Raw genomic sequence first — 22,699 nt, 5'->3', positions numbered from 1 at the left:
AGGGCGAACCGAACACTCAGGATGACGGCTCCTCTGCTCCTATCACCGTCGACCTCCAGCTTTCCATCAATGGTGAGCGATATCCCGTCATGGTGGACACCCGCGAAACACTCCTCGACACGCTGCGGGAACGTCTCGACCTCACCGGATCCAAGAAGGGCTGCGACCACGGGCAGTGCGGCGCGTGCACGGTGCTGGTGGACGGCAGGCGGGTCAAGTCCTGCCTCACGCTCACGGTCACCGTGGACGACCGGGACATCACGACCGTCGAAGGGCTCGCCCGAGACGGTGCCCTGCACCCCCTGCAGAAGGCGTTCATCGAGCACGACGCCTTCCAGTGCGGTTACTGCACGCCCGGGCAGCTCTGTTCGGCGGCCGGCATGCTGGCCGAGGCGGCGGACGGATGGCCGAGCGTGGTCACCCCCGGACTCGGTGCCGGGACGCGCCCCGCGGCACTGGACGAGGAGGAGATCCGCGAGAGGATGAGCGGGAATCTGTGCCGTTGCGGGGCCTATCCCAACATCGTCGCGGCCATCGAGCAGGTGGCGCGGTGAGGCCCTTCGCCTACGAACGAGCCTCCACCGCCCGGTCGGCGGTGACGGCGGCGGGCCGGAGCGCCAACGCCGTGTACCTCGGCGGCGGCACGAACCTCGTCGACCTCATGCGGCTGGGCGTCGTCTCGCCCGACATGCTGGTGGACGTCACCCGCATCTCCGATGGCACGATCCACGAGACCCCCGAGGGCGGCCTGCTCATCGGCGCGGAGATGCGCAACGGCGACCTCGCCGCGCATCCGCTCGTGCGGCGGCGCTACCCGATGCTCGCCGAGGCCGTCCTGTCCGGGGCCTCGGGCCAGCTCCGCAACATGGCGACGGTGGGCGGCAACCTGCTCCAGCGCACCCGCTGCTCCTACTTCCAGGACATCACCAAGCCGTGTAACAAGCGCGTCCCCGGCTCGGGCTGTCCCGCCCGTACGGGCGACCATCGCAACCTGGCGATCCTCGGCCATTCCGACAGCTGCGTGGCGACCCACCCATCCGACATGGCGGTGGCGCTGGCCGCGCTCGGCGCGGTGGTCCACGTCGAAGGGCCGCAGGGCCCGCGCCGGGTGCCGATGCCCGGGCTGCACCGGCTGCCCGGTGCGGAGCCCGAACGCGACACCGTGCTCGCGCCCGGCGATCTGATCACGGCGGTGGAGCTGCCCTCGCTGCCTTTCGCGGCCCGTTCCCGGTACCTGAAGGTGAAGGACAGGGCCTCGTTCTCGTTCGCGGTGGTGTCGGTGGCGGCGGCGCTGGACATCGCCGGCGGGGTGGTGCGCGACTGCCGCATCGCCCTCGGTGCGGTGGCGCACGTGCCGTGGCGGGCCGAGGCGGCCGAGGCCGCCCTGCGCGGCTCACCGGCGACGGAGGCCGAGTTCGCGCGCGCGGCCGGCGCCGAACTGGCGGGCGCCCGGCCACTGCCACTCAACCGGTTCAAGGTGCCACTTGCGCGAAATGTCATGATTCGCGTGCTCGCCGACCTCGTGGAGACACGATGACCACCACCACCGGTACGAGGTATGTCGGCTCGGCGCTCGACCGGGTGGACTCGCTGGAGAAGGTCACCGGCCAGGCCAGATACGCCTACGAGTACAGCCCCCGTGACCTGGTCTACGCCGTCCCGGTCCAGGCGACGATCGCCCGGGGGGAGATCGTCGACGTCGCCGTCGACGCCGTGCTCAAGCAGCCCGGGGTGATCGCCGCGATCTGGCACGCCAACGCGCCCCGGCTCGCGCCCTGCGACGACGCCGAGCTCGCACTCCTGCAGTCCCGGCGGGTGGCCTACCGCGGTCAGTACATCGCGGTCGTGGTCGCCGAGACCTACGAGGACGCCAGGGAGGCGGCCGGGCTGCTGCGCGTCGAGTACGCGCAGGAGGAGCACGACGTCGTCCTGCGCCCCGACCATCCCCGCATGTACCGGCCCGACCACGTCAACCCCGACCTTCGGGCCGACACCGAGCGCGGTGACCCCGACACCGCACTGGCCACGGCCCCGGTGCACGTGGACGCGACGTACAGCACGCCGGCGGAGCACCACAATCCCATCGAGCCGCACGCCACGGTCGCCGTCTGGGACAGCGAGGGGCTGACGCTCCACGACTCGACCCAGGGCGCCTCGGCGCTGCGCAGGGTCGTCGCGCCGCTGTTCGGCATGCCGCCCGCCCAGGTGCGGGTGATCTCCCCCTATGTCGGCGGCGGCTTCGGATCGAAGATCGACGTCCACCCTCACGTCGTCCTCGCCGCGCTCGCCGCCAAGCAGGTCGGCCGTCCGGTCAAGCTCGCGGTGACCCGCAGGCAGATGTTCGCCGTCACGGGCTACCGCACCCCGACCGTCCAGCGTGTGCGGCTCGGCGCCGAGCGCGACGGGCGGCTGATCGCGATCACGCACGACGCGTACGAGCAGAGCTCCACCCTCGCGGAGTTCGCCGAGCAGGCGGCCGCGGCGTCACGGACGATGTACGCGGCCCCGCACCGGCGCACCACCCACCGGCTCGTGCGTCTCGACGTCCCCACGCCCACGTACATGCGGGCGCCCGGCGAGGCTCCGGGCATGTTCGCGCTGGAGTCGGCGATGGACGAGCTGGCGATCGCCTGCGGCGTCGACCCGGTGGAGCTGCGCGTGCGCAACGAGCCCGCGACCGACCCCGACACCGGCCTGCCGTTCAGCTCAAGGAACCTGGTCGCCTGCCTGCGCGAGGGCGCCCGGCGCTTCGGCTGGGCCGCCCGAGACCCGGAGCCGGGGACCAGGCGGCGCGGGAGGCTGCTGGTGGGGACCGGGGTGGCGGCGTCCACCTATCCGGTCTACCGCGCCCCGTCGTCGGCGTCCGCGCGAGCCGAGCCGGACGGCTGGTTCACCGTGCGGATCGCCGCCGCCGACATCGGCACCGGGTCACGGACGATCCTGACCCAGATCGCCGCCGACGCCCTGCGCACCTCGCCCGAACTGGTCAGGATGGAGATCGGCGACAGCGCGCTGCCCAAGGCCCCCGTGGCGGGCGGGTCGATGGGCAGCGCCTCGTGGGGCACGGCCGTGGTCCGGGCCTGCGAGGCGCTGATGGAGGAGCTGGAGCGCAGGGGCGGCGTCGTGCCGCCCACGGGAGTGGAGTCGAGCGCCGACACCACCAAGGAGGTCCGCGAGGAGGCGAAGTTCGCGCGCCATGCCTACGGGGCGCAGTTCGCCGAGGTCGGCGTGGACCCGGACACGGGGGAGACGCGGGTGCTGCGGCTGCTGGGCGTGTTCGCGGCGGGCCGGATCCTCAATCCGAAGACCGCGCGCTCGCAGTTCATCGGAGGGATGACCATGGGGCTGTCGATGGCCCTTCTGGAGGAAAGCATCATGGACCGCGAGTTCGGCGACTACCTCAACCGCGACCTCGCCCAGTACCACATCGCGGCCAACGCCGACGTGCGGGACATCGAGGCGGTGTGGCTGGAGGAGGAGGACCCCCACCTCAACCCCATGGGCGCCAAGGGCATCGGCGAGATCGGCATCGTGGGCACCGCCGCCGCCGTGGCCAACGCCGTCCACCACGCCACCGGCATCCGGATCCGGGATCTGCCAATCCGCCTGGACAAGCTGGTGCGCTGAGCGCCGCACGCATGCGCGGACTGTTCCGGCGTCCCGCCGACCGGCTGGCCGACGTGGCCCCCGGCTGGCTGGTGGAGACACTGCGGCCGGTTCAGGCCAGTCCCCGCTGGGGGGCGATGCTGCGCGTCACCGCCGCCGTCACCACCCCCCTGATCGTCGGCCTGGCCGCCGGGCGGATCACCATCGGCCTGCTGCCGTCCATGGGCGCCATGGCCGCGTCGCTGGCCGACCGGGGCGGGTCGTACCGGTCCCGGATCATCCGCGGCGCCTCGGCCGGGATCGGCGGCGCGGTGGGATACGTGGTCGGCCACGCGGCACGCGGGCTCGGCTGGTGGACGGTCCTGGTCGTGGTCGCCGTCTCGGTGATCTCCGCCCTGATCAGCACCGCAGGGGCCGCGGGCTCGCAGGGCGCGCTGCAACTCCTGGTGATGACGGTGATCAGCCTGGGGGTCCCGTACCCCGAGACGCCGCTCACCGGCGCCCTCGCCTACCTGTCGGGGGCGTCATGGGCGCTCGTCCTCTCCCTCGCCGGCTGGCCGCTGCGTCCCCGAGCCCCTGAGGAGGCCGCGGTCGCGCAGGTCTACCGCGAACTCGGCCACCTCGTCGAGGAGTTCGGCACCGACAGGGCCGCCCGCCTGGCGGCGTTCGACGGCGCGCTGAAGATCGCCTACGACACCGTGCTCGGCGCCCGCTCGGCCGCGGCCGGGCAGGACACCGAGCGGACCCGGCTGATAGCCCTGCTGAACCAGGCCGCCCAGATGCGCAACGCCCTGATCTCGGTGGAGCAGGAGGGCCGCGAACCGCCCCCGGAGATCGCGGAGGCCGCGCGTGCGGTGGAGAACGTCCTCGCCGGCGGCGACCCGCCTTCCGCGCCCCTGCGGTGCGAGGCCGGCTCACCCGCCCTGCGGGCCCTGTGCTCGGCGGCGCAGGCGGCCGTGGAACTGGTGTCCGGACGCGAGGTCACCACCGAGCGGCCGCCCTACGAGCCCGTCGGATACGGTGCCCGGCTGATGGGGGTCTGGGCGCAGATGCGGTCGGGCCACCTCATCCGGGACTACACGATCAGGCTGGGGCTCTGCATGGGAGCCGCGGCGGTGCTCAGCGAGTTGCACTGGATGCAGCGGTCCTACTGGACGATGCTCACCGTCGCCCTGGTGCTCAAACCCGACTTCGGATCGGTCTTCGCGCGGGCCCTGCAGCGCGGGCTCGGCACCGTCGTCGGCGCGGTGATCGGCACCGTGGTCCTCTACGCGGTCCCCTACGGGCCCGCGATCCTGATTCCCGTAGCGATCTTCGCCGCCCTCCTGCCATACGGGCAGCAGCGCAACTGGGGCCTGATGTCGACCTTCCAGGTGCCGCTGGTCGTGCTGCTGGTCGACCTGCTGACCGGCGCGGGTCCGAAGCTGGCGGAGATCCGCCTGGTGGACACCCTCGTCGGTTGCGCCATCGTGCTGGTCTTCGGCTACCTGCCCTGGCCGGCGAGCTGGCACGCGCCGGTGGGGCCGCGCTTCGCCGACGCGGTGTCGGCCACGGCGAGCTACCTCAGGCACGCCTTCGACCGGGATGATCCGCAACGCGCGCTGCTGCACCGCAAGGTGTTCGACGCGCTGGCCGACCTGCGCACGGTGTTCCAGCGGGCGGTGACCGAGCCCTCCGTGGTGAGCAGGCGCGTCACCACCTGGCTGCCCGCGATGACCGCGCTGGAGCACGTGGCCGACGCGACCGCCGCCACCGTCGCCCGTACCGACCATGGCGCGCGGGCGCCCTCGAAGGAGGCGGTGCGGGCAGCGGCGAGCTCGCTGGACGACATCGCCGACGGCGTCCGCGCGGGGAGCCCGATGCGGCACCACCCCGAACTCGCCGACGAGGAGACGCTGGAACGCGTCAACTGCGCCGTACGCGGCCTACGCAGCACCCTCTCGGAGAACGGCGCGCCCTGAGCCGGTCACGCGTCCTCCCACAGGACCTGGCGGGGCGCCCGGGGAAGGTGGACGGCGCCGCTCCTGTCGGCCAGCGTGACGGCCTTGAGCAGCAGGGGGTGCCCGTCCCCGAGCGGTGGCCGGCCGTGGGCGAGGGGCGCACGCTTGAGCAGGGGGGCCAGAAGCTCGTCCAGCCCGTCGAACCGCCCGGTCTCGAACCGATGGGCGGCCGCGTCGTACCGCCCTTCGAGCAGGAGCGGGTGCTGGGCGTCGACCCCGCTGTCCTTCAGTGCCTCCAGCGCGGCGCGGTGGCGCTCGGCGGCCTTGTCATCGCCGCGCGCGTCCTCGCAGCGGGCGGCCAGCAGCAGCGTCCGCGCCCGTCCGGGGGGGTCGCCGGGTTCGGTCTCGGCCGCGCGGACCCGCTTCAGGGTGGCGGGGGCCGCCGCCGGATCGCCGCTCCAGAGCTGGACCTCCGCGAGGGCGCGGGCGACGGACAGGACCAGCCCGTCGGCCGGTGCCGGCGCCAGGAGGTCCGCCAGCTCCCGCAGCCCGCTCAGCGCGGTGCCGACGTCGTCCCCGAGGGCCATCGCCAGCGCGTGGGCCGTCCGGGCCTCCGCCCACAGGCGGAACGAGACGTGGGCGGCGAACCAGTCGTCCAGGACCGGCGCGCGTTCGAGCAGCCGGAGGACGGCGCTCGGATCTCCCAGCGTGAGCTCGACCTGCGCCATCCGCACCGTGTCGTGGTTGGGCCAGTAGGCGGTGGGTTGCAGGAGGTCCGCGCGCTGCCGCCCGGCCTCCTGGAGCACGTGGCGCGCCTCGATGGGCTGGCCCGCCTCCAGCAGAGCCTCGCCGAGGGACACGCGCGCCGCCACCACGTTGATGTCACCGGGGTCGCCGAGACGGGCATGCCGGTCGGCCACCACGGCCTCGGCCTTGATCAGGCCGTCGACCACCTTGCCGGCGCGGACGGCCGCGCGGGCGGCGGCCTGGGCGGTCAGGGTGAAGCGCCGCCAGGAGGGCGACACCCCGGCCGACTCCCCCGCTCCTTCCGCACGCGCCGCATGGGCCTGCCCGATCAGCTCCGCGCCCTCGACCGGACGGCCCCGCTCGACCAGCACCTCACCGAGGTTGTGGCGCGCCCGGGCGGCGTACAAGGCCGCGGCCTCCCGGTCGTACGCCTTGACCTCGTTCTCGGCGAGGTCCAAGGAGGACCGGAACCCGGCCTGGGCGCCTTCCAGGTCGCCGTACCGCAGCAGCGCCAGGCCCCGCCGGCTTTCCACGTCACACCGTGCGCGCAGGTCGGTCTCGGTGCCGGCCTCGGGCGGCGAGAGCAGCCGTGACAGCTCCGCGGCCTCGCGCGAGGCGCGTTCGAGCAGAATGCCGGTGTCCAGGATCGAGCGCAGCACGCTCACCTGGGCGTCGGCCTCGGCGCGCGTGCCGACTCCGGCACGCCGGGCCACGTCCCGGGTGCGTTCGGCCACGTCGAGGTCGTTGATCCAGGTGCCGGCGAGCGGGATGAGGTGCCGCTCGTACCAGTGGGCGCTCAGCGCGGCGGCCTGCCGGTCGACGGGCCCGTCCGCGTCGTCCGTCAGCGCGTCGAAGGCGAGGTCGGAGAGCTTCTCCGCGCAGGCCCGCGCCCACCCGGCGGGCGGCAGGCACACGGCGTGCGCGGCGGCGGCGATCACCGGCCTGAGGTGGTCGGCGTAGGCGACGACGCGGCCCGCCCAGCCCGCGGCGGCGGCGCGCCCCATGGCGCTGTCGGGCCAGCTCGGCGCCCCCTGGGGAGCGGACTGGCGTTTCTCCGACGTCGCGATGTCGCCGATGCCGAGCTGCACCTGCTGGGTGAGGAACGCCTCCGCCCGGTGGAACCGGGCCACGAGCAGCAGTGACTGGGTGACGAGGTCGCGTGCCTCCACGAGGCTGCCGGGGGTCACCGGCCGCTCGGGCGGGCCGTTGCGGTCGGCGAACTCGACGAAGGCGTGGTGGAGCGCGAGAGCGACCAGGACCCTGCGGCTCTTGACCTCGTTGTAGAGCCAGACCGCGCTGCGCCGCCCGCTCTGGCCCTCCCGGGACAGCCGCACGGCCGCGGCGACGTCCTCGGCCCGGACGAGGTGGTAGTCGGTGTGGCGGAGGACACCTGCCGCGGCCTCTCCGATCGCCGAGAGCCGTCTTTCCTGCGCCGACACTCTGGAAACCTCCTCCGTCAGTGCTGCGGTTCACGCATGCGAGGGGATAGCTACGGCAAAAGCCATATTGATCTCCAAAGCATATATCTCGGGCAGGTACCGAGGTTCATGGGGCCACTGCCGGGAGCGTGCGTTCACGAGGGGCGGAAGGAGCTTCTCACGCTTTCACGATGCCCGGAAAGTGACCGGCGCGCGACCGGGAAACGTCCGGATGAATAGGCTTCAACGGCAATAACCGGATATTTCTCTCCTGGTTATGCGTCTGCGGGACAGCGGTGATCGGCCGGGCGTGACGCGGGGCACCGGCGCCGACGTCCGGGCGTGATGCGGGCGCCGGCCTCGACGTCCGGGCGTGGACACGGGGCACCGGCCTCGGCGTCCGGGTGTAGGCGAGGGGCACCCGCGTCCCAGGGCGGCCCACGGGCTGCTCGCGCCCTGGCGGTGCCCCGGGACGCGACCGGCGGCCGGGGTGGGTTAACAGGTGGGTTCGCGCCAAGTATGCCTATTTGGAGTATTTAGCGGATTTGGCCGAGTCAGTCCGAATTCGCGGCTGGTGCGGGCGCTCATTCGGCATGAACGATTCACGGCCGATCCGGCCGCGTGCCGCCGCTATACGGCCTCGGGCGGAGCGGCCGGGCCGGAGGCCTTGCCCCGTCCGCCTCGGCGCGGACGGCGCGGTTCGCCGGCCTGCCCGCCGTCGTGACGCCGCTTTTCCGGTACGAACGCCAGGACCAGGGCGAAGTCCTGGGCGGGGTCGGTGTACCAGCGGCTGAGCGCGAAGCCGGTCCGGATCAGCTCGCCCTCCAGGCGGTACCGGTAGAACTTGGTGCTGATCTCCGTGCGCATCTCCTCGCCGGCCTTGAAGGAGACGGCCATGCCGAGCTCGCGGAAGTGGACCCGCATAGGGCGGCTGGCCCGCAGCCGCATCTCGATCCGGTGCAGCTTCCCGTCGTACAGCGCCACATGGTCGAAGGCCTGAGGCGTGAAGTCCGCGCCGAGTTCACGGTTCATGACGTTCAGCACATTGCGGTTGAACGCGGCGGTCACGCCCGCGGAGTCGTCGTACGCCGCGACCAGCCGCCCGGTGTCCTTCACCAGGTCGGCCCCGAGCAGCAGGCCGTCCCCGGGGGACAGGGTCGCCCGCAGTTCCTCCAAGAAGGACGCCCGGGCATCATGGTCGAGGTTGCCGACGGTGCCGCCGAGGAACGCGACCAGCCGCTTTCCGACGCGGGGCAACCGGGACAGGTGCCGCTCGAAGTCGGCGCAGACCGCCCAGATGGCCAGGCCGGGATAGGCCAGGGCGATCCGGTGAGCCGCCGCGTCCAGGGTGGTCGCGTCCACGTCGACCGGGGAGTAGGTCTTGAGCGTCCCCGCCGCGGCGAGCGCGTCCAGGAGCAGGACGGTCTTCTCGCTGGTGCCCGAGCCCAGCTCCACCAGTGTCTCCGAGCCGGAGAGCTCGGCGATCTCGGCGGCGTGCTCGCGCAGGATGGCGAGCTCGCGGCGCGTGGGGTAGTACTCGGGAAGCCGGGTGATCTCCGTGAAGAGCTCGCTTCCCGCGGCGTCGTAGAACCACTTCGGCGGCAGCCATTTGGGCGTCGAGGTGAGGCCGGTACGGACGTCGCCGGCGAGGGCCCTGCGCAGGTAGTCGGGGCCGAGGTGGTTGACCGTGTACAGGAACGGCAGCGGAATCTGTGTGACGGACACGCGGGCCTCCTGGTGTGACGGTGGAACGGTGACGGTGGGCGGTGGCTGGAGGCGGAGGGCCGTGAAGCGGTGGGCGGTGGTGCGGGAAGCGGTGGAGCGGGAAGCGGTGGGCGGTGGTGCGGGAAGCGGTGGAGCGGGAAGCGGTGGAGCGGGAAGCGGTGGAGTGCCGGCGGTGACGGTGGAGTGCCGCCGGTGACGGTGGAGTGCTGGCGGTGACGGTGGAGTGCCGGCGGTGGCGGTTGGGTGCTGGTGGAGCGGTGGAGCGGTGAGCGGCGCCGGTGGCGGTGGAGCGGGTCAGAGTGGCTGGACGAGGACGCCGTCCGGAGTGGCCAGCACCAGGTGCCGGTCGGGCACGGCGCCCCACCCCGGCCCGTCGTCCAGGGGCTCGCTGGCGAGGAGCACGCCCTCGCCGAGGCGCAGGAACAGGGTCTCGTTCCAGGCGGTGGCGGCCACCGTCTCCCCGTCGGTGAGGAGCACGTTGAGCCGGGCGCCGGGGTCCTCTCGCGCCGAGGCCGTCACCACCTCCGCGACCGCGTCGGGCGGTGCGGTGCCAGCGCCGAGCCGCGCGAACACCGCCGCCGCCAGCCACGCCGAGTCGCACGAGCTCTCGGGCTCACGGCCCTCGGCGAGCGGCCGGACCGCCTCGCGCGCCACCCGGCCGTTGTGGCTGAACAGCCAGGGACCGTCGGTGAAGGGCGCGGTGGCGGTCTCCTCGATCGGCATGCCGGGGCTCGCGGAGCGCACTGCGGCCATCAGGCAGGCCGACCGGGCGGCGGCGGCGAGCCCGGGCAGGTTCGCGTCCGTCCAGATCGGGATGGTCCGGCGGTAGCGCACCGGCCGCTCCCACCGCTCGTCGTACCAGCCGACGCCGAAGCCGTCGGCGTTGACGGCGCCGCACCGCTGCAGGCGCGGGGCGTAGGACTGCGCGAGCAGGCCGTTCCCCGGTTCCAGGACCAGCGACGCGAGCGTGCGGGGAACGCCCAGCCACGCCGCGTGCCGGCACACCTAGGCCTCCTCCGCGGTCGCCGTGCGCGCGCAGCGGAACCCCGCGAAGATCTGCCGGCGGGTCGGAAAGTCCCAGTTGCGAAACGTCGTCCGGACGGCCGTCGGGTGCGTGGCCCACGATCCGCCGCGCAGCACCCGGTAGGTCTCGCCGAAGAAGACCTCGCTGTACTCCCGGTAGGGGAAGGCGCGGAAGCCCGGATAGGGAAGGAACCACGAGCCGGTCCACTCCCACACGTCGCCGATCATCTGCTCGGCGCCGCAGGGGCTCGCTCCGGCGGGGAAGGCGCCGACCGGCGCGGGCCGCGACGCCAGGTGCCCCAGGTTCGCGTGCTCGGGCGAGGGCGGCGCGTCTCCCCACGGGTAGCCGCGCGCCCGGCCGGCCGCGAGGTCCCAGCCGCAGGCCTTCTCCCATTCGGCCTCGCTGGGCAGCCTCCTGCCCGCCCAGCGCGCATAGGCGTCCGCCTCGTACCAGCTCACGTGCTGTACCGGCTCGGCCATGGGCACCGGCTCCGCGCGCCCGAAGCGGGTACGCCACCACGTGCCGGCCTCCAGGGTCCAGAACAACGGTGCCGGCACGGCCTTCTCCTCACGCCAGCGCCAGCCGTCCGGGTCCCACCAGCGGGGGTCGGCGTACCCCCCGTCCTCGATGAAGGCGGCGTAGTCGCCGTTGCTCACCGGGAACCGGTCGATCCAGTAGGCGGGCAGGTCGACCTGGTGGGCGGGCCTCTCGTTGTCGTAGGCCCAGGGCAGGGTGGCGGTCCCCGCGCGGAACGGCCCGGCAGGGACGAGCACCTCGCCCGCGCCCCCCGGCCGTCCCGGGGGCAGCCTTCCGTCGCGCACCAGGCCCGGACGCCTCGACAGCTGCAGGGTCGCCAGCATCGTCTCGTCGTGCTGGTGCTCGTGCTGCAGGACGAGCCCGAACACGAAGCCGTCCGATCGCAGCGGGTCGGGGTCGCGCAGGTCCACGGTGTCCAGCACGTCCAGGACTCGGCCGCGCACGCCGGCGATGTAACGGCGGGCCTCGGCCGGGCCGAGCAGGGGCAGGCTCGGGCGGTCCCTGCGCGGATGCGCGAACGCGTCGTAAAGCTTGTCGATCTCCGGGCGCAGCGGAATGAGGCCGCCGACCTCCCGCAGTACCCACAGCTCCTCGTAGTTGCCGACGTGGGCCAGGTCCCACACCAGAGGCGACATGAGCGTGGAGTGCTGGCGCACCAGCACCTCGTCGTCGGCGTCGGTGTAGGCGAGGGACCGGCTCCGTCCCTCCTCCAGTTCGGTGGCGATCCGTTCCTTGAGGCCCGTCATGCCGGGACCTCCTCACCGAGCCAGGCGGGCAGGGGCGGGCCGGTGTCTCGTGCGCGCGCGAGCAGGTCGGCGGCGGGGGAGCGGCCGGTGCTCACGTGGCGGTCGGCGAAGGCGTCCACGTCCGCGATCAGGCCGGGGCCGGCGCCCAGCCGGGGAAGCGCGTCGAGGGCGGCGCGGAAGCAGTCCTCGGCGGCCCGCCGCACGCGTTCGTCCTCTAGGCCCACGTGCGCCGCCTGCCACCAGCGGTCGGCGAAGGGCTCGGCGGAGGCGAGCGCGGTGTCGGCGGCGTGGTCGTCGAGCATGAGGGCCGAGGTCACCGCCACGCACACCGGCCATGACCTCGGGTGCAGCGCGTCGAGGTAGCGGATCTCCAGCCACCCCCGTGGCCGTACCGGAGGGAAGACCGTGGTCGCGTGGTAGGCCAGGTCGCCGGTCGTGGGGGCGTGACCGGCCAGGTCCGGCGTCCTCATCCAGTCGCCGAGGGTGGCGCGGCTCGGCGGGGTGTGGCGGCGCGGGGTCCTGCCTCCGATCAGCATCAGGCGGGCGTCCATCAGGTACCTGGCCCAGGCGGCGGCCGGATCACCGTCCCACACGACCGGGTGGGTGCGTGTGGGGTCGAGGTGCAGCCATACGGCCTGGCGGCCCGACATCCACCCGCACGGGCGGGAGCCGACGATCGGGGAGTTGGCGAACGCGGCGCTGAGGACGGGGCCGAGCCGGTTCGCGCGCTCCCAGCGGATGACCGGTCGCGTGCCGAAGTCCACGTTCACCTGGATGGAGGCGGTCAGGCACATCATCATCGGCCCGTACGGCACGCCAAGCAGCTCCGCCATCGCGTCGTATCGCGGTTGCCGTAGCTGGCGCAGGGGCGGGCGCAGGGGATCCAGCCCCATCCCGCCGAGCACCAGGTCCTCGTCGTGCAGGGCCCGCCGCGCGGTCTCGACGTCGGCGAGGAGATGGGAGATGGCCGCAGGAAGGTCTTCCGGCGGGCCGGAGAGCTCGAGCTGGCCACCGGGTTCGAAGGTCACCGCGCTGCCGCCGGGCAGCAGGGGAAGGGCCTCGGAGATCTGGTCGACCGGGACCTGCCGGGACGGATCGGCACGGTCGAAGACCAGGAACTCCAGCTCGATGCCGACCGCGTCGCCCGGGGTGCCGCGGAAGCACCGCTGTGCGAATCCCTCCACGTCCGCCAGCCCGCGGACCGTCGCGTCGCCGTTCTCCGTACCGATCATGGACCCTCCTACGCTGAGGTGCTTACGGTCGGCAGAGCTGTGGAGACCTCCCGTTCACAGGGCACAGGGGCATGGCGGGACGGCGGTTTTGGATGAGCCGTGGATCGCCCCGCCGCCGGGCGGGCGATCGGGCGAATGACCACATTGCGGTCACGCCATCGGCTGAGGACCCGGTGGGCGCGTGGCGGCCGAGCGTGGCGGCCGGCTCGTACGGCCAGGTGGGATGGACGACGGGTGAGATGGGCTGAGCGGCGGACCTCCGAGTTCCCGATCACCGCGGCGGGTTGTGCTAAGCATCTCGTACCCGTCACTAAGCCACATGAAGCCCAAAGGGGACGATCGACTCATACGACGCGATCTACCCAAAACGGGAAGTCGGCCTCGCCCGCGTATCGCGCGGCGACCTCAGCCCTGGTCCAGCCAGCGGTCGCGCGTGGCGCGGGCGATGCCCGGGTCATCGGAGAACACGCCGTCCACCTTGAGCGTGAACAGCCGCTCCAGCCAGCCCATCACGTCGCCGGTGGCACGCGGGTAGGCCGGGGCGGCAGGGTTGCCGAGCCGGTAGTCCACGGGAAGCTGGGAGTTCTCCGGGCGTACCGTCCAGGTGTGCACCTGCAGGCGCACGCGGTGCGCGTCCCTCACGAGGGTCGTGGGCGGCTGCAGCCTGCCATCAGCGCCGACCGGCACGATGCGTGAGGTCGCCACGCCGACGCCGTCGGCGTACCGGGAGATCGCCCGCAGGCCCTCGGGGGTGACCAGGTCGCTGTAGGTGCGCGGGTCGCCGGCCGCCACCAGGTCATAGGGGGCGCCGGTGGCGTTGATGAGCTGGATGAGCCGCAGGCGCGTGGCCGAGCGCAGTTCCTTGAGGTTCGTGGTCTCGAAGGACTGGATGAAGACCGGGGACCGCACGTCGTCCCAGCCGTGCCGCTTGAGCGTCTCGAGGATCGGCTCCTCCAGCGACAGCCCGATGGAGTCGAAATACGTCGGGTGCTTGGTCTCGGGGTAGACGCCCACACCGTACTTCTGGGCCAGCTCGATGACCTCGTCGAAGGTCGGAATCGTGGCCAGGCCGTTGAAGGCCGTGTTGTCGGGCCGCAGGTCGGGGATCCGCTCCTCGGCCCGCAGCGTGCGCAGTTCGGCCAGCGTGAAGTCCTCGGTGAACCACCCGGTCACCTGCGCCCCGTCGATGGTCTTGGTCGTCCTGCGGGCGGCGAACTCGGGGTGGTTCTCGACGTCGGTCGTCGCGGAGATCTCGTTCTCGTGCCGGGCGACCAGCACGTGGTCCTTGGTCGACACGAGGTCGGGCTCGATGTAGTCGGCCCCGAGCTTGGCCGCGGCCTCGTAGGCCAGAAGCGTGTGCTCGGGACGGATGGCGCTCGCGCCGCGGTGTCCGATGACGATCGGCCCTCGATCGTCGTTCCCGTGGCCTGCGGTGGTCGCGCTCGCGGGCTGGAGGGCGGTGATCAGTACTCCTCCGGCGAGGACGGCCAGCGCTCCGGTCAGTGTCTTCTTCAGCATTCAGGCACCCCACTCTCTGGTCTCGCGGGGCACGCTAGTCTCACGAGCTGTACCCGGGGTGGCGAAGCAGTTAACGATCAACGACTCATATGCCCCGGAGTGTCATGTCGCACATGCCGGCACCCCGCCGGGGTGCGGTCACCCCGACGGCGCGCCGGCGCCGTCGAGACCGGGACGGGCCCGGTCGGCGAGCCACGCGCGCGCCTGGGCGAGATGGGCGTCCGTGAGGCCGGTCCGGGGATCCACGTCGACCAGCAGGAACTCGTCGACCCCGGGATGGTCCTGGAGGTACTGCCAGTCGGGGGCGGCGAGGTTGTCGTCGAACCATACGAACGGGCGGCGGGCGACGTACTCGGCCACGTGCCGGGTCTTGAAGTGCTCGCCCGCCCGGCTGCCGGGGTCGCTGTTCACCTTGATGACGGGAAGCTGCGGCAGGCCGATGCGCGGGCCGATCTCGACGTTGGCGTGCTGCTCCCAGGTGGTCGCCCAGGCGAGCTCGGCCCCGGTGTGACGGGCCAGCGCGGCCAGCTTCCTGCCGTGACGGGCGTTCAGCAGGATCCGGTACGTCTGACCGTCGAGGACGCACTCGTGGTGACGGAGCCACAGCGAATGCCGCCGGACGGGGTTGAGCACCCCGTCCACGTCCAGCAGTACCAGGGGACGCTTGGTCACGTGCCTCTCCTCGGTCGTCGGTGCTGGATGCCATGATGCCGCCACCATGGGCCCGTCTTCCAACTCGGGCGGCCCTGGACCGGTTTCCTGTGGCGGAAACGGGACCGGATCCCAGAAAACCGGCCGTGCGCCAATCCAGGGGCCGTCGCGGGCCGAAGTAGGTGTGTCCACTTCTACGCCGATGGTTGGGGGAGTGCATGAGGCCTAGACGGGCCGTGCCCCTGGATGACGGCCAGCATGACCGGCCCGGGCTGGATCAGCTGCTGGAACGGGTCGCTCGCGGCGACCGGCTATCGTTCGAACAAGTGTACGATATGGTGGCGCCCGCCGCGTACGGCGTGGTGCTGCGGGTGCTCCGCGACCCGGCGCAGGCCGAGGAGGTCACCCAGGAGGTGCTGGTCGAGGTGTGGCGCAGCGCCGCGCGCTTCGAGGCCGCGCGCGGCTCGGGCATGTCGTGGGTGATGACGATCGCCCATCATCGCGCCGTCGACCGGGTCCGCGCCGCGCAGGCGGCGACCGACCGCGAGGACCGGGTCGCACGCCTGGAGGTGCGCCGTCCCTATGACGAGGTCGTCGAGTCGGTCGAGACGTCGCTCGAATGGGAACGGCTGCGCCGCTGCCTGTACGGGCTGACCCAGCTGCAGCGCGAATCGGTTACATACGCTTATTACGGTGGATATACCTACCGAGAGGTCGCCGAGTTGCTGAAGGTGCCGCTCGGCACGGTGAAGACCCGGATGCGCGACGGCCTCATCCGCATGCGCGACTGCCTGGGGGTGGAGCGATGAGCCGCGATCCGCACACGCTGGCCGGAGCGTACGCGCTCTACGCCCTCGACGACGCCCGAGACCGCATGAGTTTCGAAGACCATCTGAGCCGGTGCGCCGATTGCGAGGAGGAGATGCGGGGACTGCGCGAGACCACCGCCCGTCTCGGCGCCGCCGTGGCCCAGGAGCCCCCTCCCGCGCTTCGCGGGCGCGTCATGGCCGAGATCGGCCTGGTCAGGCAGCTTCCCCCGATCCCTGCTCCGGTCGCCGCCCCCGAGCCGCGGGCGGGGTCCCGGCGGTCCCGGCGCTCCCGGCGGTCGTGGTGGCCCCGGTTGGCGACCGGCCTGGTCGCCGCGTGCCTGGCCACCACCGCAGGGCTGGGTGTCGTGGCCTATCACACGCAGGACCTGCTCGCCCGCGAGCGGCAGGGCAACCAGCAGATCGCCGCGGTGCTGGCCGCCCCCGACGCCCGCACCGTCACGGGCCGGGCCGGCGGGGGCGTCACCGGCAGGGTCGTGATGTCGCGGTCGCAGGGCAAGATGGTGTTCTTCTCGACCGGGCTCGCCGCCCTGCCCGAGAACGAGACCTACCAGCTCTGGCGGATCGGCCCCGCCGGGGCGATCCCCGACAGGCTGACCCGGCCCGACTCCTCGGGGCGCACGCCTCCGGTGGTCCTCGGGGCACCCGGCGACGCCACCAAGGTGGGGGTCACGATCGAGCCCGCGGGCGGATCCGCCCAGCCGTCCGACCAGCCGCTGATGGTGCTCACCCTGCCGCCGGCCTGACCCTCGCCCGCCCTGCCCGGAGGCCGCTACCCGGATGGGGGATGTGGCCTGCCGTCAGCCCGGGACATGGTCGAACGGAGACTCGAGGCCGCGGAGTTCCGACCACCTTGCGGCCACCGGCACCGGCGCTTGTAGGGAGGCGGGGAGACCCGGCGGCCGGGTGGCCCAGGTCGTGATCCGGCCGGCCACCCCCAGGTGGCGCAGAGGCATGGTCTTCCCCGCGCCGGACTTCAGGAGGACGGACAATGAAAGCACTGGTTTACCACGGCCCTCGCGACGTCAGCGTGGACGAGGTACCCGATCCGAGGATCGAGACCCCGCGCGACGCCATAGTCAAGATCATCACGACGAACATCTGCGGGTCGGACCTCCATATGTACGAGGGCCGCACGGACATGGAGCCGGGCAGGATCCTCGGGCACGAGAACTTCGGCGAGGTCATCGAGACCGGCGACGCCGTGGAGCGCATCCAGGTCGGGGACATCGTCTCCGTGCCGTTCAACGTCGCCTGCGGTACCTGCAAGAACTGCAACGCGGGACTCACCAACTACTGCATCAGGGCCAACGACTATCCGAGGCTCGCCGGCGGGGCGTACGGCTTCGCCGACATGGGGCCGTGGGAGGGCGGTCAGGCGGAGTTCCTCCGGGTGCCCTGGGCCGACTTCAACTGCTGCAAGATGCCCGAGGACGGCCGCGAGAAGCAGAACGACTACGTCATGTGCGCGGACATCTTCCCCACCGGCTACCACGCCACCGAGATGGCCGGGCTGCGCCCCGGCGAGTCGGTCGTCATCATGGGCGCCGGCCCGGTCGGGCTCATGGCCGCGCTCTCCGCGGTGGTGAAGAACGCCAGCAAGATCATGGTGGTCGACCGCCATCCGGATCGGCTCGCCCTCGCCGAGCAGATCGGCGCGATCCCGATCGACGACTCGAAGGTCTCGCCGGTCGAGCGGGTGCTGGAGCTCACCGGCGGAGAGGGGGCCGACCGGGGCTGCGAGTGCGTGGGGTACCAGGCACACGACCCCCAGGGGCACGAGCATCCCGACGACACCCTCAACAAGCTGGTCGAGTCGGTGCGCTTCACCGGCGGCATCGGCGTCGTGGGAGTCTTCATACCGGAGGACCCGGGAGGGCCCGACGATCTCGCGAAGCAAGGGCGGGTGCCGCTGGAGTACGGCCTGCATTGGTTCAAGGGCCAGACGATCGGCAGCGGCCAGTGCCCCGTCAAGCGCTACGACCGCTACCTGCGCAACCTGATCCACACCGGCAAGGCCGAACCGTCGTACATCCTGTCGCACGAACTGCCGCTGCGGGAGGCGCCGGACGCCTACGCGCACTTCGACAAGCGTGAGCCCGGATGGACCAAGGTCACGCTCAAGCCCGGCCTCGGCTGAACGTCTCCATCGCCACCGCCGCTTGACGATCCGGAGGAGACCGGAGGGCGGGACCTTCAGGCGGGCCCGTCCAGCGGCGGTCGCGGGGGGAGCGGAAAGCGCAGCGAGGCGGCCACGACGTGGTCCTTGAGCTCGGTGTCGGCGAGCACGTGCTCGACCGACCCGCTCTCAGTGATCACGGCCTGGGCCAGCTCGTCGATGACGTCGGGGGATCTCCGGGTGGCCCGGCCGCACAGCGGGCAGGTGTCTCCCGCGGTCGCCAGCCAGCCCGACTCGTCGCACACCACGCCCGGGGCCGTCGCGCCCTCCTGGACCAGAAGCCTCCCCACCGCGGCGACGGACGCGGCCCACAGACAGTCGTCCAGGCCGAGCGCGGCCGGTCTACGCGTCGCCGCCCGCTCCATGACCTCGGCGACCCACCGGCGCTCCTCGTCGCGCTCGTACCGCTCGGCGACGCGCCCGGCGTCGCGCCGGATGTCGGCCGTTGTGGCCGTCCGGGGATCGATCGTGAAGGTCCCGGCGACCTTGGGCCGCAGATCGTGGGGGAGGAACTCCAGGAAGTTCGGCACCTCCTCGGGGTGACCGCCGACGATCAGCAGCTCGTAGCGGCCGGTGCGGAACAGCTCGTCGAGCACCCGGACGACGTTGCGGAAGTGACGCTTGGCGAGGTCGTCGGCGCGGTTGCGCACCTGGGGCTCGGCCAGCCCGTACCAGCCGGCGTAGTTCGGCTTGCGCAAGGCGGAGTCCTGAACCTCGTCGATCTCCCGCATCTCGTCCTGGTACAGCTCGAAGGCCCGCGCCGACCGCCGGTCGACCACCAGGACGCAGCAGCGGTGGAACTCGTCGAGCACCGCCAGCATCGGGCGTACCCACGGCGTCGTGCCGACCATGACCCGGTCTCTGACGGTGCGCGGCAGGATGACCTGCTCGAAGAAGTCGTCCTCGCTGCAGGAGATGACGGCCACCGCGCCGGTCTCCACCCGTTCGAGACCCTCCAGGTTCTCGATGCGCTCGATGTCGCCGCGTATCGACAGACGCGCCCTGCGTCCGAGCGAGTCGTCCTCCCCGAGCGGGCGGATCTCGTGGAGCAGGCTGTTGATCTGGGTGCGCAGGGCGGTGGGGCCGTCCTGCCCCACGCCGGCGTACAAGGAGACCACGGGCAGATCGCCCCCGTTGTACCGGATGATCCGGCCGATCGTCTCTGTGGTGATCATGCGTTGCCCCCGTCGCTGGTCCCTCCGACCAGTATTCGCCACCTACTGGGCGGGGGTGACGGACGCCCCCCGCACGCGGAGCGGCGCGCCGGCGGCGTGCATGTGACGCAGGGCCTGCGCGTAGGAGTCGTACAGGCCGGTCTCGTGGTAGGGGATCTCCAGCTCGGCACAGTAGGCCCTGACGATCGGCTGGGCCCGGCGCAGGTTCGGGGTCGGCATGCTCGGGAACAGGTGGTGCTCGATCTGGTAGTTGAGACCGCCCAGGGCGATGTCCACCACCAGGCCGCCCTTCACGTCGCGGGAGGTGAGCACCTGGCGGCGCAGGAAGTCGGGGCGCTGGTCGCCCGTCAGCATCGGCATGCCCTTGTGGTTGGGCGCGAACGTGCAGCCCAGGTACACCCCGAAGATCGCCTGGTGCAGGGCGACGAACAGCAGGCCCTTGCCCAGCGGCAGCACCGCGAACACCGCCGCGAAGTACAACACGAAGTGCGCGACCAGCAGCGTGGCCTCCAGGCCCCGGTGCTTGAGCGAGGGCTTGCCCAGCGCCCGGAAGCTGGACACGTGGAGGTTCAGCCCCTCCAGGGTCAGCAGCGGGAAGAACAGGAACGCCTGCCACCGGCCGATGTAGCGCGCGACGCCGCGGCTGGCGGCGGCCTGCTTGGTCGACCAGACCAGGACGTTGGGGGAGACGTCGGGGTCGTGGTCCTCGTGGTTGGGGTTGGCGTGGTGCCGGGTGTGCTTGTCCATCCACCACCCATAGCTCATGCCGACGCCCAGGTTGCCTGCCAGCCACCCCGCGATCTCGCTGGTCCGCCGGGAGCGGAAGACCTGCCGGTGGGCCAGGTCGTGGGCGACGAGCGCGACCTGGGCGAAGATCACCGCGAGGAACGCGCCGATCAGCAGCTGGTACCAGGAGTCACCCACCACGACGAACGCGGCCCAGCCGGCGGCGTACAGGACGGCGACCAGGCCGAGCCTCAACGCGTAGTACACCGGGCGCCTGTCGAGCAGCCCTGCCTCGGTTATCCTGCGGGACAGCCGGGCGAAGTCGCTTCCGCGCGTCTCCTGGTCCGCGGCGTCGATCGTGGATGAGCTCACGGGTCTCCTCACCTGGTGAACGATGCCCCGCCAACCGGAGGAAGTCGCCGGAAATGGCGTTGACGTGGGTTGGCGGTGGCTGGTCCAAGCCTGTCGGGTTCGCCGCCTCCCGCGGTATCCAGGCACCACGCCGGTGCACGGTAGTGCTAGCCCCACCATGGGGCCGTCTCGCGGCCGGCATCCCCTGCGGGGACGGAGAAGGAGGGACGATGGACGACCGCCGGATGGTACGGATCTCCAAATATCTCGCCAGGCATCTCCGGCACGAGCCGCACCGCATCGGCATCGAGCTGGACCCGCGTGGCTGGATCGAGATCGAGGTCCTGCTCCAGGCCGCGGCCGCGCACGGGTTCCCGATCGGCCGCGAGGAGCTCGAACATGTGGTCGCCTCCAACGACAAGCGGCGGTACGCCATCGAGGGGAACCGCATCCGGGCGAGCCAGGGTCACACGGTGGCCGTCGACCTGGACCTCCCGGTGGCGGAACCGCCCGCGTTCCTCTACCACGGCACGGTGCGCGGGAGCCTGGCGGCGATCCGATCCGAGGGGCTGCGCCCCATGAGCCGCCACCACGTCCACCTGTCGCCCGACCGGGAGACGGCCGCGCGGGTGGGGGCCAGGCGCGGGGTGCCGGTGGTGCTGGCCGTGGACGCCGCGGCGACGCGCGCGGCCGGGCACGAGTTCCGCGTCAGCGCCAACGGGGTATGGCTGGTGGACCACGTCCCACCGTCCTGCATCCGCTTTCCCGGGTAGGGCGCTGCCCTCCCGGGGCCTGTGGGACCGGAGACCCGCCGGTGCCACGCGGATCTAGCCCCAACGCCGTGTAGTTAGGCGTGGGGCGAGTGTGTCAATCGCCTGAAGTGACAACGGACCTCCTGCTAGAACCGTGTCGACCAAGATCACTGTTCGGCGGGAGCTCCGTTGGATGCCCAGTTGTCATTTCTCGTGAGGTTGTCGTTGCTCAAGGGGCGTTCGCGCCGGGTCATCTGGGGGAACTGACCCGGCTGGTGCCGTTTGAGATGGTCGAGGCGCTGGCCTTGACCGGCAGGGTGCAGGCCCGGGTCCGGGATCTGCCCTCGCGTGTGGTGGTGTATCTGCAACTGGCTGGGTGTTTGTTCCCGGAGTTGGGCCGGCGGCAGGTGTGGCAGCGGTTGACGGCCGGCTTGGCGGGTTTGACGGTCGCCGATCCGACAGGTGGTGGGTTGTCGCAGGCTCGCAGGCGGGTGGGGGTGGAGCCGTTGCGGTGGCTGTTCGATCTGCTGCGTGGCCCGGACGCGGGGATCGGCGTCCCAGGGGTGTGGTGGCGGGGCTGGTCTGCGCGATCGACGGCACCACCATGGCGGTGCCCGACAGCCCGGCGAATCTGGCCGAGTTCACCAAGCATCGCTGCAACAACGGCGGCTCAGCGTATCCGGCGATCCGGCTGCTGGTGCTGGTGTCCTGTGGCACCCGCGCGGTCCTGGACGCGGTCTGGTGGCCCAGATCCTCGCCACCGGCGCGCAGCTCCTGGTCCGGGTCAAGAACCGCCGCGCCCTGCCCGTGCTACGCCGCCACCGACACACCACACCCCTGACAACCGGTCCCAAAGCCTAACTACACGGCGTTGGAGCTAGCAGACGCCGGACAACTTACACACCTTGGTGGCCATCTTCCTGACGTTTCTGGTCAACTGGCCGGGGTCGTAGATTCCCTCGGTGGTCGTGTAGATCATCAGTGCGCTGCCCCTGCGCGCGATGATGCCGCTGATCGTCGCGTTCAGGCTGCCGTCCTGCCAGGTCTGGAAACCCATGCCTATGGACTCGTCTCCCGCCTTGGCCTTAGTCGTCCGCCAACGGATCTTGAGTTTGGGTTCCGACGGGTTACCCTTGCGCGCGCACCGCTTGACCTCGGCGCGAAGACGGGTGAACGAGGTATGGGCGGCACGGGGGCTCTTGTAGATGACGAGCTGTTCGGAGGAGCCACTAGGTGCGCTGGTCCAATGCGTAATCGTACGGACCGCCGCCCGATCGCGATCGACGGCACGCCGGTGCCAGCACGGGTTCAGCTCCAACGGCTCTGTGAGCTTGTCGCTGATCTGATAGCCCTGTTCTTCTGCTTCATGGGAGCTCAGGTGCCTGCGCGCGTCGTGCTCGTAAATCAGGAAGTTCTTCGGGATCTCGATCGCGGTCGCCGGGGACAGCGCCAGCAGCAAGGAGAGTGTCACGTTGATCATGAAGAGTTAGATGCCGATGGGAACGGTTTGGTTCTCGGTGTCGACGGCGCGTGAAAACTGGACTC

Annotated in this window: 19 protein-coding genes and 1 pseudogene; 10 read left to right on the top strand and 10 right to left on the bottom strand. The window is 71.7% G+C overall.

Going from position 1 to position 22,699, the window contains the following annotated elements; genetic code table 11:
- The first annotated feature begins 41 nt into the window (after positions 1-41).
- The 4 genes from ABD810_RS40295 to ABD810_RS40280 are packed head-to-tail and all read left to right on the top strand — an operon-like array spanning position 42 to position 5,567.
- Positions 42-554 (top strand): (2Fe-2S)-binding protein, encoded by a 513-nt coding sequence (locus ABD810_RS40295; RefSeq protein ID WP_344953808.1) that lies wholly within the window; start codon positions 42-44, stop codon positions 552-554.
- Positions 551-1,537, top strand: a complete 987-nt coding sequence (locus tag ABD810_RS40290; RefSeq protein WP_344953606.1) for an FAD binding domain-containing protein — start codon at positions 551-553, stop codon at positions 1,535-1,537. The genes ABD810_RS40295 and ABD810_RS40290 overlap by 4 nt, the downstream gene beginning before the upstream one ends.
- Positions 1,534-3,627: a xanthine dehydrogenase family protein molybdopterin-binding subunit gene (locus ABD810_RS40285; RefSeq protein ID WP_344953603.1), complete on the top strand. Its 2,094-nt coding sequence runs from the start codon at positions 1,534-1,536 to the stop codon at positions 3,625-3,627. Before ABD810_RS40290 ends, ABD810_RS40285 begins: the two co-directional genes overlap by 4 nt.
- 11 nt (positions 3,628-3,638) lie before the next feature.
- Positions 3,639-5,567: an FUSC family protein gene (locus ABD810_RS40280; protein ID WP_344953600.1), complete on the top strand. Its 1,929-nt coding sequence runs from the start codon at positions 3,639-3,641 to the stop codon at positions 5,565-5,567.
- 5 nt (positions 5,568-5,572) lie between these two features.
- On the opposite strand, the gene ABD810_RS40275 is transcribed toward ABD810_RS40280, so the two are convergent.
- The 7 genes from ABD810_RS40275 to ABD810_RS40245 all read right to left on the bottom strand — a co-directional run bounded on the left by ABD810_RS40275 (position 5,573) and on the right by ABD810_RS40245 (position 15,165).
- Positions 5,573-7,732: a hypothetical protein gene (locus ABD810_RS40275; RefSeq protein WP_344953597.1), complete on the bottom strand. Its 2,160-nt coding sequence runs from the start codon at positions 7,730-7,732 to the stop codon at positions 5,573-5,575.
- Between the two features lie 609 nt (positions 7,733-8,341).
- Positions 8,342-9,436, bottom strand: coding sequence for an L-histidine N(alpha)-methyltransferase (gene egtD / locus ABD810_RS40270; RefSeq protein WP_425567055.1), 1,095 nt, complete (start codon positions 9,434-9,436; stop codon positions 8,342-8,344).
- Between the two features lie 294 nt (positions 9,437-9,730).
- Positions 9,731-10,441 (bottom strand): ergothioneine biosynthesis protein EgtC, encoded by a 711-nt coding sequence (egtC, locus tag ABD810_RS40265; protein WP_344953594.1) that lies wholly within the window; start codon positions 10,439-10,441, stop codon positions 9,731-9,733.
- Positions 10,442-11,743 carry an ergothioneine biosynthesis protein EgtB gene (egtB, locus tag ABD810_RS40260; RefSeq protein ID WP_344953591.1) on the bottom strand — a complete coding sequence of 434 codons (1,302 nt, stop codon included), beginning with the start codon at positions 11,741-11,743 and terminating at the stop codon, positions 10,442-10,444.
- A complete protein-coding gene (locus ABD810_RS40255) occupies positions 11,740-12,975 on the bottom strand; it encodes a glutamate-cysteine ligase family protein (RefSeq protein ID WP_344953587.1) in 1,236 nt (411 codons plus the stop codon). Before ABD810_RS40255 ends, egtB begins: the two co-directional genes overlap by 4 nt.
- A gap of 405 nt (positions 12,976-13,380) precedes the next feature.
- Entirely contained in the window at positions 13,381-14,493 is a 1,113-nt protein-coding gene (locus ABD810_RS40250; protein ID WP_344953584.1) for a glycerophosphodiester phosphodiesterase, read from the bottom strand.
- A 138-nt stretch (positions 14,494-14,631) separates the two neighbouring features.
- Positions 14,632-15,165, bottom strand: a complete 534-nt coding sequence (locus tag ABD810_RS40245) for an HAD domain-containing protein (protein WP_344953581.1) — start codon at positions 15,163-15,165, stop codon at positions 14,632-14,634.
- Positions 15,166-15,362: 197 nt separating this feature from the next.
- On the opposite strand from ABD810_RS40245, the gene sigK reads away from it, so the two are divergent.
- The 3 genes from sigK to ABD810_RS40230 all read left to right on the top strand — a co-directional run bounded on the left by sigK (position 15,363) and on the right by ABD810_RS40230 (position 18,111).
- Positions 15,363-15,953 carry an ECF RNA polymerase sigma factor SigK gene (sigK, locus tag ABD810_RS40240; RefSeq protein ID WP_425567054.1) on the top strand — a complete coding sequence of 197 codons (591 nt, stop codon included), beginning with the start codon at positions 15,363-15,365 and terminating at the stop codon, positions 15,951-15,953.
- Entirely contained in the window at positions 15,950-16,717 is a 768-nt protein-coding gene (locus tag ABD810_RS40235; protein ID WP_344953574.1) for an anti-sigma factor, read from the top strand. Before sigK ends, ABD810_RS40235 begins: the two co-directional genes overlap by 4 nt.
- A gap of 245 nt (positions 16,718-16,962) precedes the next feature.
- Positions 16,963-18,111, top strand: a complete 1,149-nt coding sequence (locus ABD810_RS40230) for a glutathione-independent formaldehyde dehydrogenase (RefSeq protein WP_344953570.1) — start codon at positions 16,963-16,965, stop codon at positions 18,109-18,111.
- Positions 18,112-18,167: 56 nt separating this feature from the next.
- Here the strand turns inward: ABD810_RS40230 and ABD810_RS40225 are convergent, their stop codons facing one another.
- Together ABD810_RS40225 and ABD810_RS40220 are read right to left on the bottom strand one after the other, a co-directional pair.
- Entirely contained in the window at positions 18,168-19,325 is a 1,158-nt protein-coding gene (locus ABD810_RS40225; protein ID WP_344953567.1) for a baeRF10 domain-containing protein, read from the bottom strand.
- A 42-nt stretch (positions 19,326-19,367) separates the two neighbouring features.
- On the bottom strand, positions 19,368-20,423 hold the full coding sequence (locus tag ABD810_RS40220) for a fatty acid desaturase family protein (RefSeq protein ID WP_344953564.1): 1,056 nt from the start codon (positions 20,421-20,423) through the stop codon (positions 19,368-19,370).
- A 209-nt stretch (positions 20,424-20,632) separates the two neighbouring features.
- On the opposite strand from ABD810_RS40220, the gene ABD810_RS40215 reads away from it, so the two are divergent.
- The 3 genes and pseudogenes from ABD810_RS40215 (at position 20,633) to ABD810_RS40210 (ending at position 21,995) form a co-directional block, all read left to right on the top strand.
- Entirely contained in the window at positions 20,633-21,175 is a 543-nt protein-coding gene (locus tag ABD810_RS40215; protein ID WP_344953561.1) for an RNA 2'-phosphotransferase, read from the top strand.
- Positions 21,176-21,255: 80 nt separating this feature from the next.
- Positions 21,256-21,666, top strand: a pseudogene (locus tag ABD810_RS41275) (transposase domain-containing protein); the annotation flags it as partial.
- A 56-nt stretch (positions 21,667-21,722) separates the two neighbouring features.
- Positions 21,723-21,995: a hypothetical protein gene (locus ABD810_RS40210; RefSeq protein WP_344953558.1), complete on the top strand. Its 273-nt coding sequence runs from the start codon at positions 21,723-21,725 to the stop codon at positions 21,993-21,995.
- 36 nt (positions 21,996-22,031) lie between these two features.
- On the opposite strand, the gene ABD810_RS40205 is transcribed toward ABD810_RS40210, so the two are convergent.
- Entirely contained in the window at positions 22,032-22,634 is a 603-nt protein-coding gene (locus tag ABD810_RS40205) for a hypothetical protein (RefSeq protein ID WP_344953555.1), read from the bottom strand.
- Positions 22,635-22,699: the final 65 nt, after the last annotated feature.

Origin of the sequence: Sphaerisporangium flaviroseum (genome assembly GCF_039537005.1) — a bacterium.
Taxonomy (GTDB): Bacteria; Actinomycetota; Actinomycetes; order Streptosporangiales; family Streptosporangiaceae; genus Sphaerisporangium; species Sphaerisporangium flaviroseum.
This window is presented reverse-complemented; position numbering and strand designations above follow the sequence as displayed.

Bases quoted from the DNA above. Each gene is read 5' to 3' on its own strand.
- ABD810_RS40285 (WP_344953603.1), top strand. From the start codon at position 1,534: ATGACCACCACCACCGGTACGAGGTATGTCGGCTCGGCGCTCGACCGG.
- ABD810_RS40280 (WP_344953600.1), top strand. From the start codon at position 3,639: ATGCGCGGACTGTTCCGGCGTCCCGCCGACCGGCTGGCCGACGTGGCC.
- egtB (WP_344953591.1), bottom strand. From the start codon at position 11,743: ATGACGGGCCTCAAGGAACGGATCGCCACCGAACTGGAGGAGGGACGG.
- ABD810_RS40255 (WP_344953587.1), bottom strand. From the start codon at position 12,975: ATGATCGGTACGGAGAACGGCGACGCGACGGTCCGCGGGCTGGCGGAC.
- ABD810_RS40250 (WP_344953584.1), bottom strand. From the start codon at position 14,493: ATGCTGAAGAAGACACTGACCGGAGCGCTGGCCGTCCTCGCCGGAGGA.
- sigK (WP_425567054.1), top strand. From the start codon at position 15,363: ATGAGGCCTAGACGGGCCGTGCCCCTGGATGACGGCCAGCATGACCGG.
- ABD810_RS40235 (WP_344953574.1), top strand. From the start codon at position 15,950: ATGAGCCGCGATCCGCACACGCTGGCCGGAGCGTACGCGCTCTACGCC.
- ABD810_RS40230 (WP_344953570.1), top strand. From the start codon at position 16,963: ATGAAAGCACTGGTTTACCACGGCCCTCGCGACGTCAGCGTGGACGAG.
- ABD810_RS40225 (WP_344953567.1), bottom strand. From the start codon at position 19,325: ATGATCACCACAGAGACGATCGGCCGGATCATCCGGTACAACGGGGGC.
- ABD810_RS40215 (WP_344953561.1), top strand. From the start codon at position 20,633: ATGGACGACCGCCGGATGGTACGGATCTCCAAATATCTCGCCAGGCAT.
- ABD810_RS40205 (WP_344953555.1), bottom strand. From the start codon at position 22,634: ATGATCAACGTGACACTCTCCTTGCTGCTGGCGCTGTCCCCGGCGACC.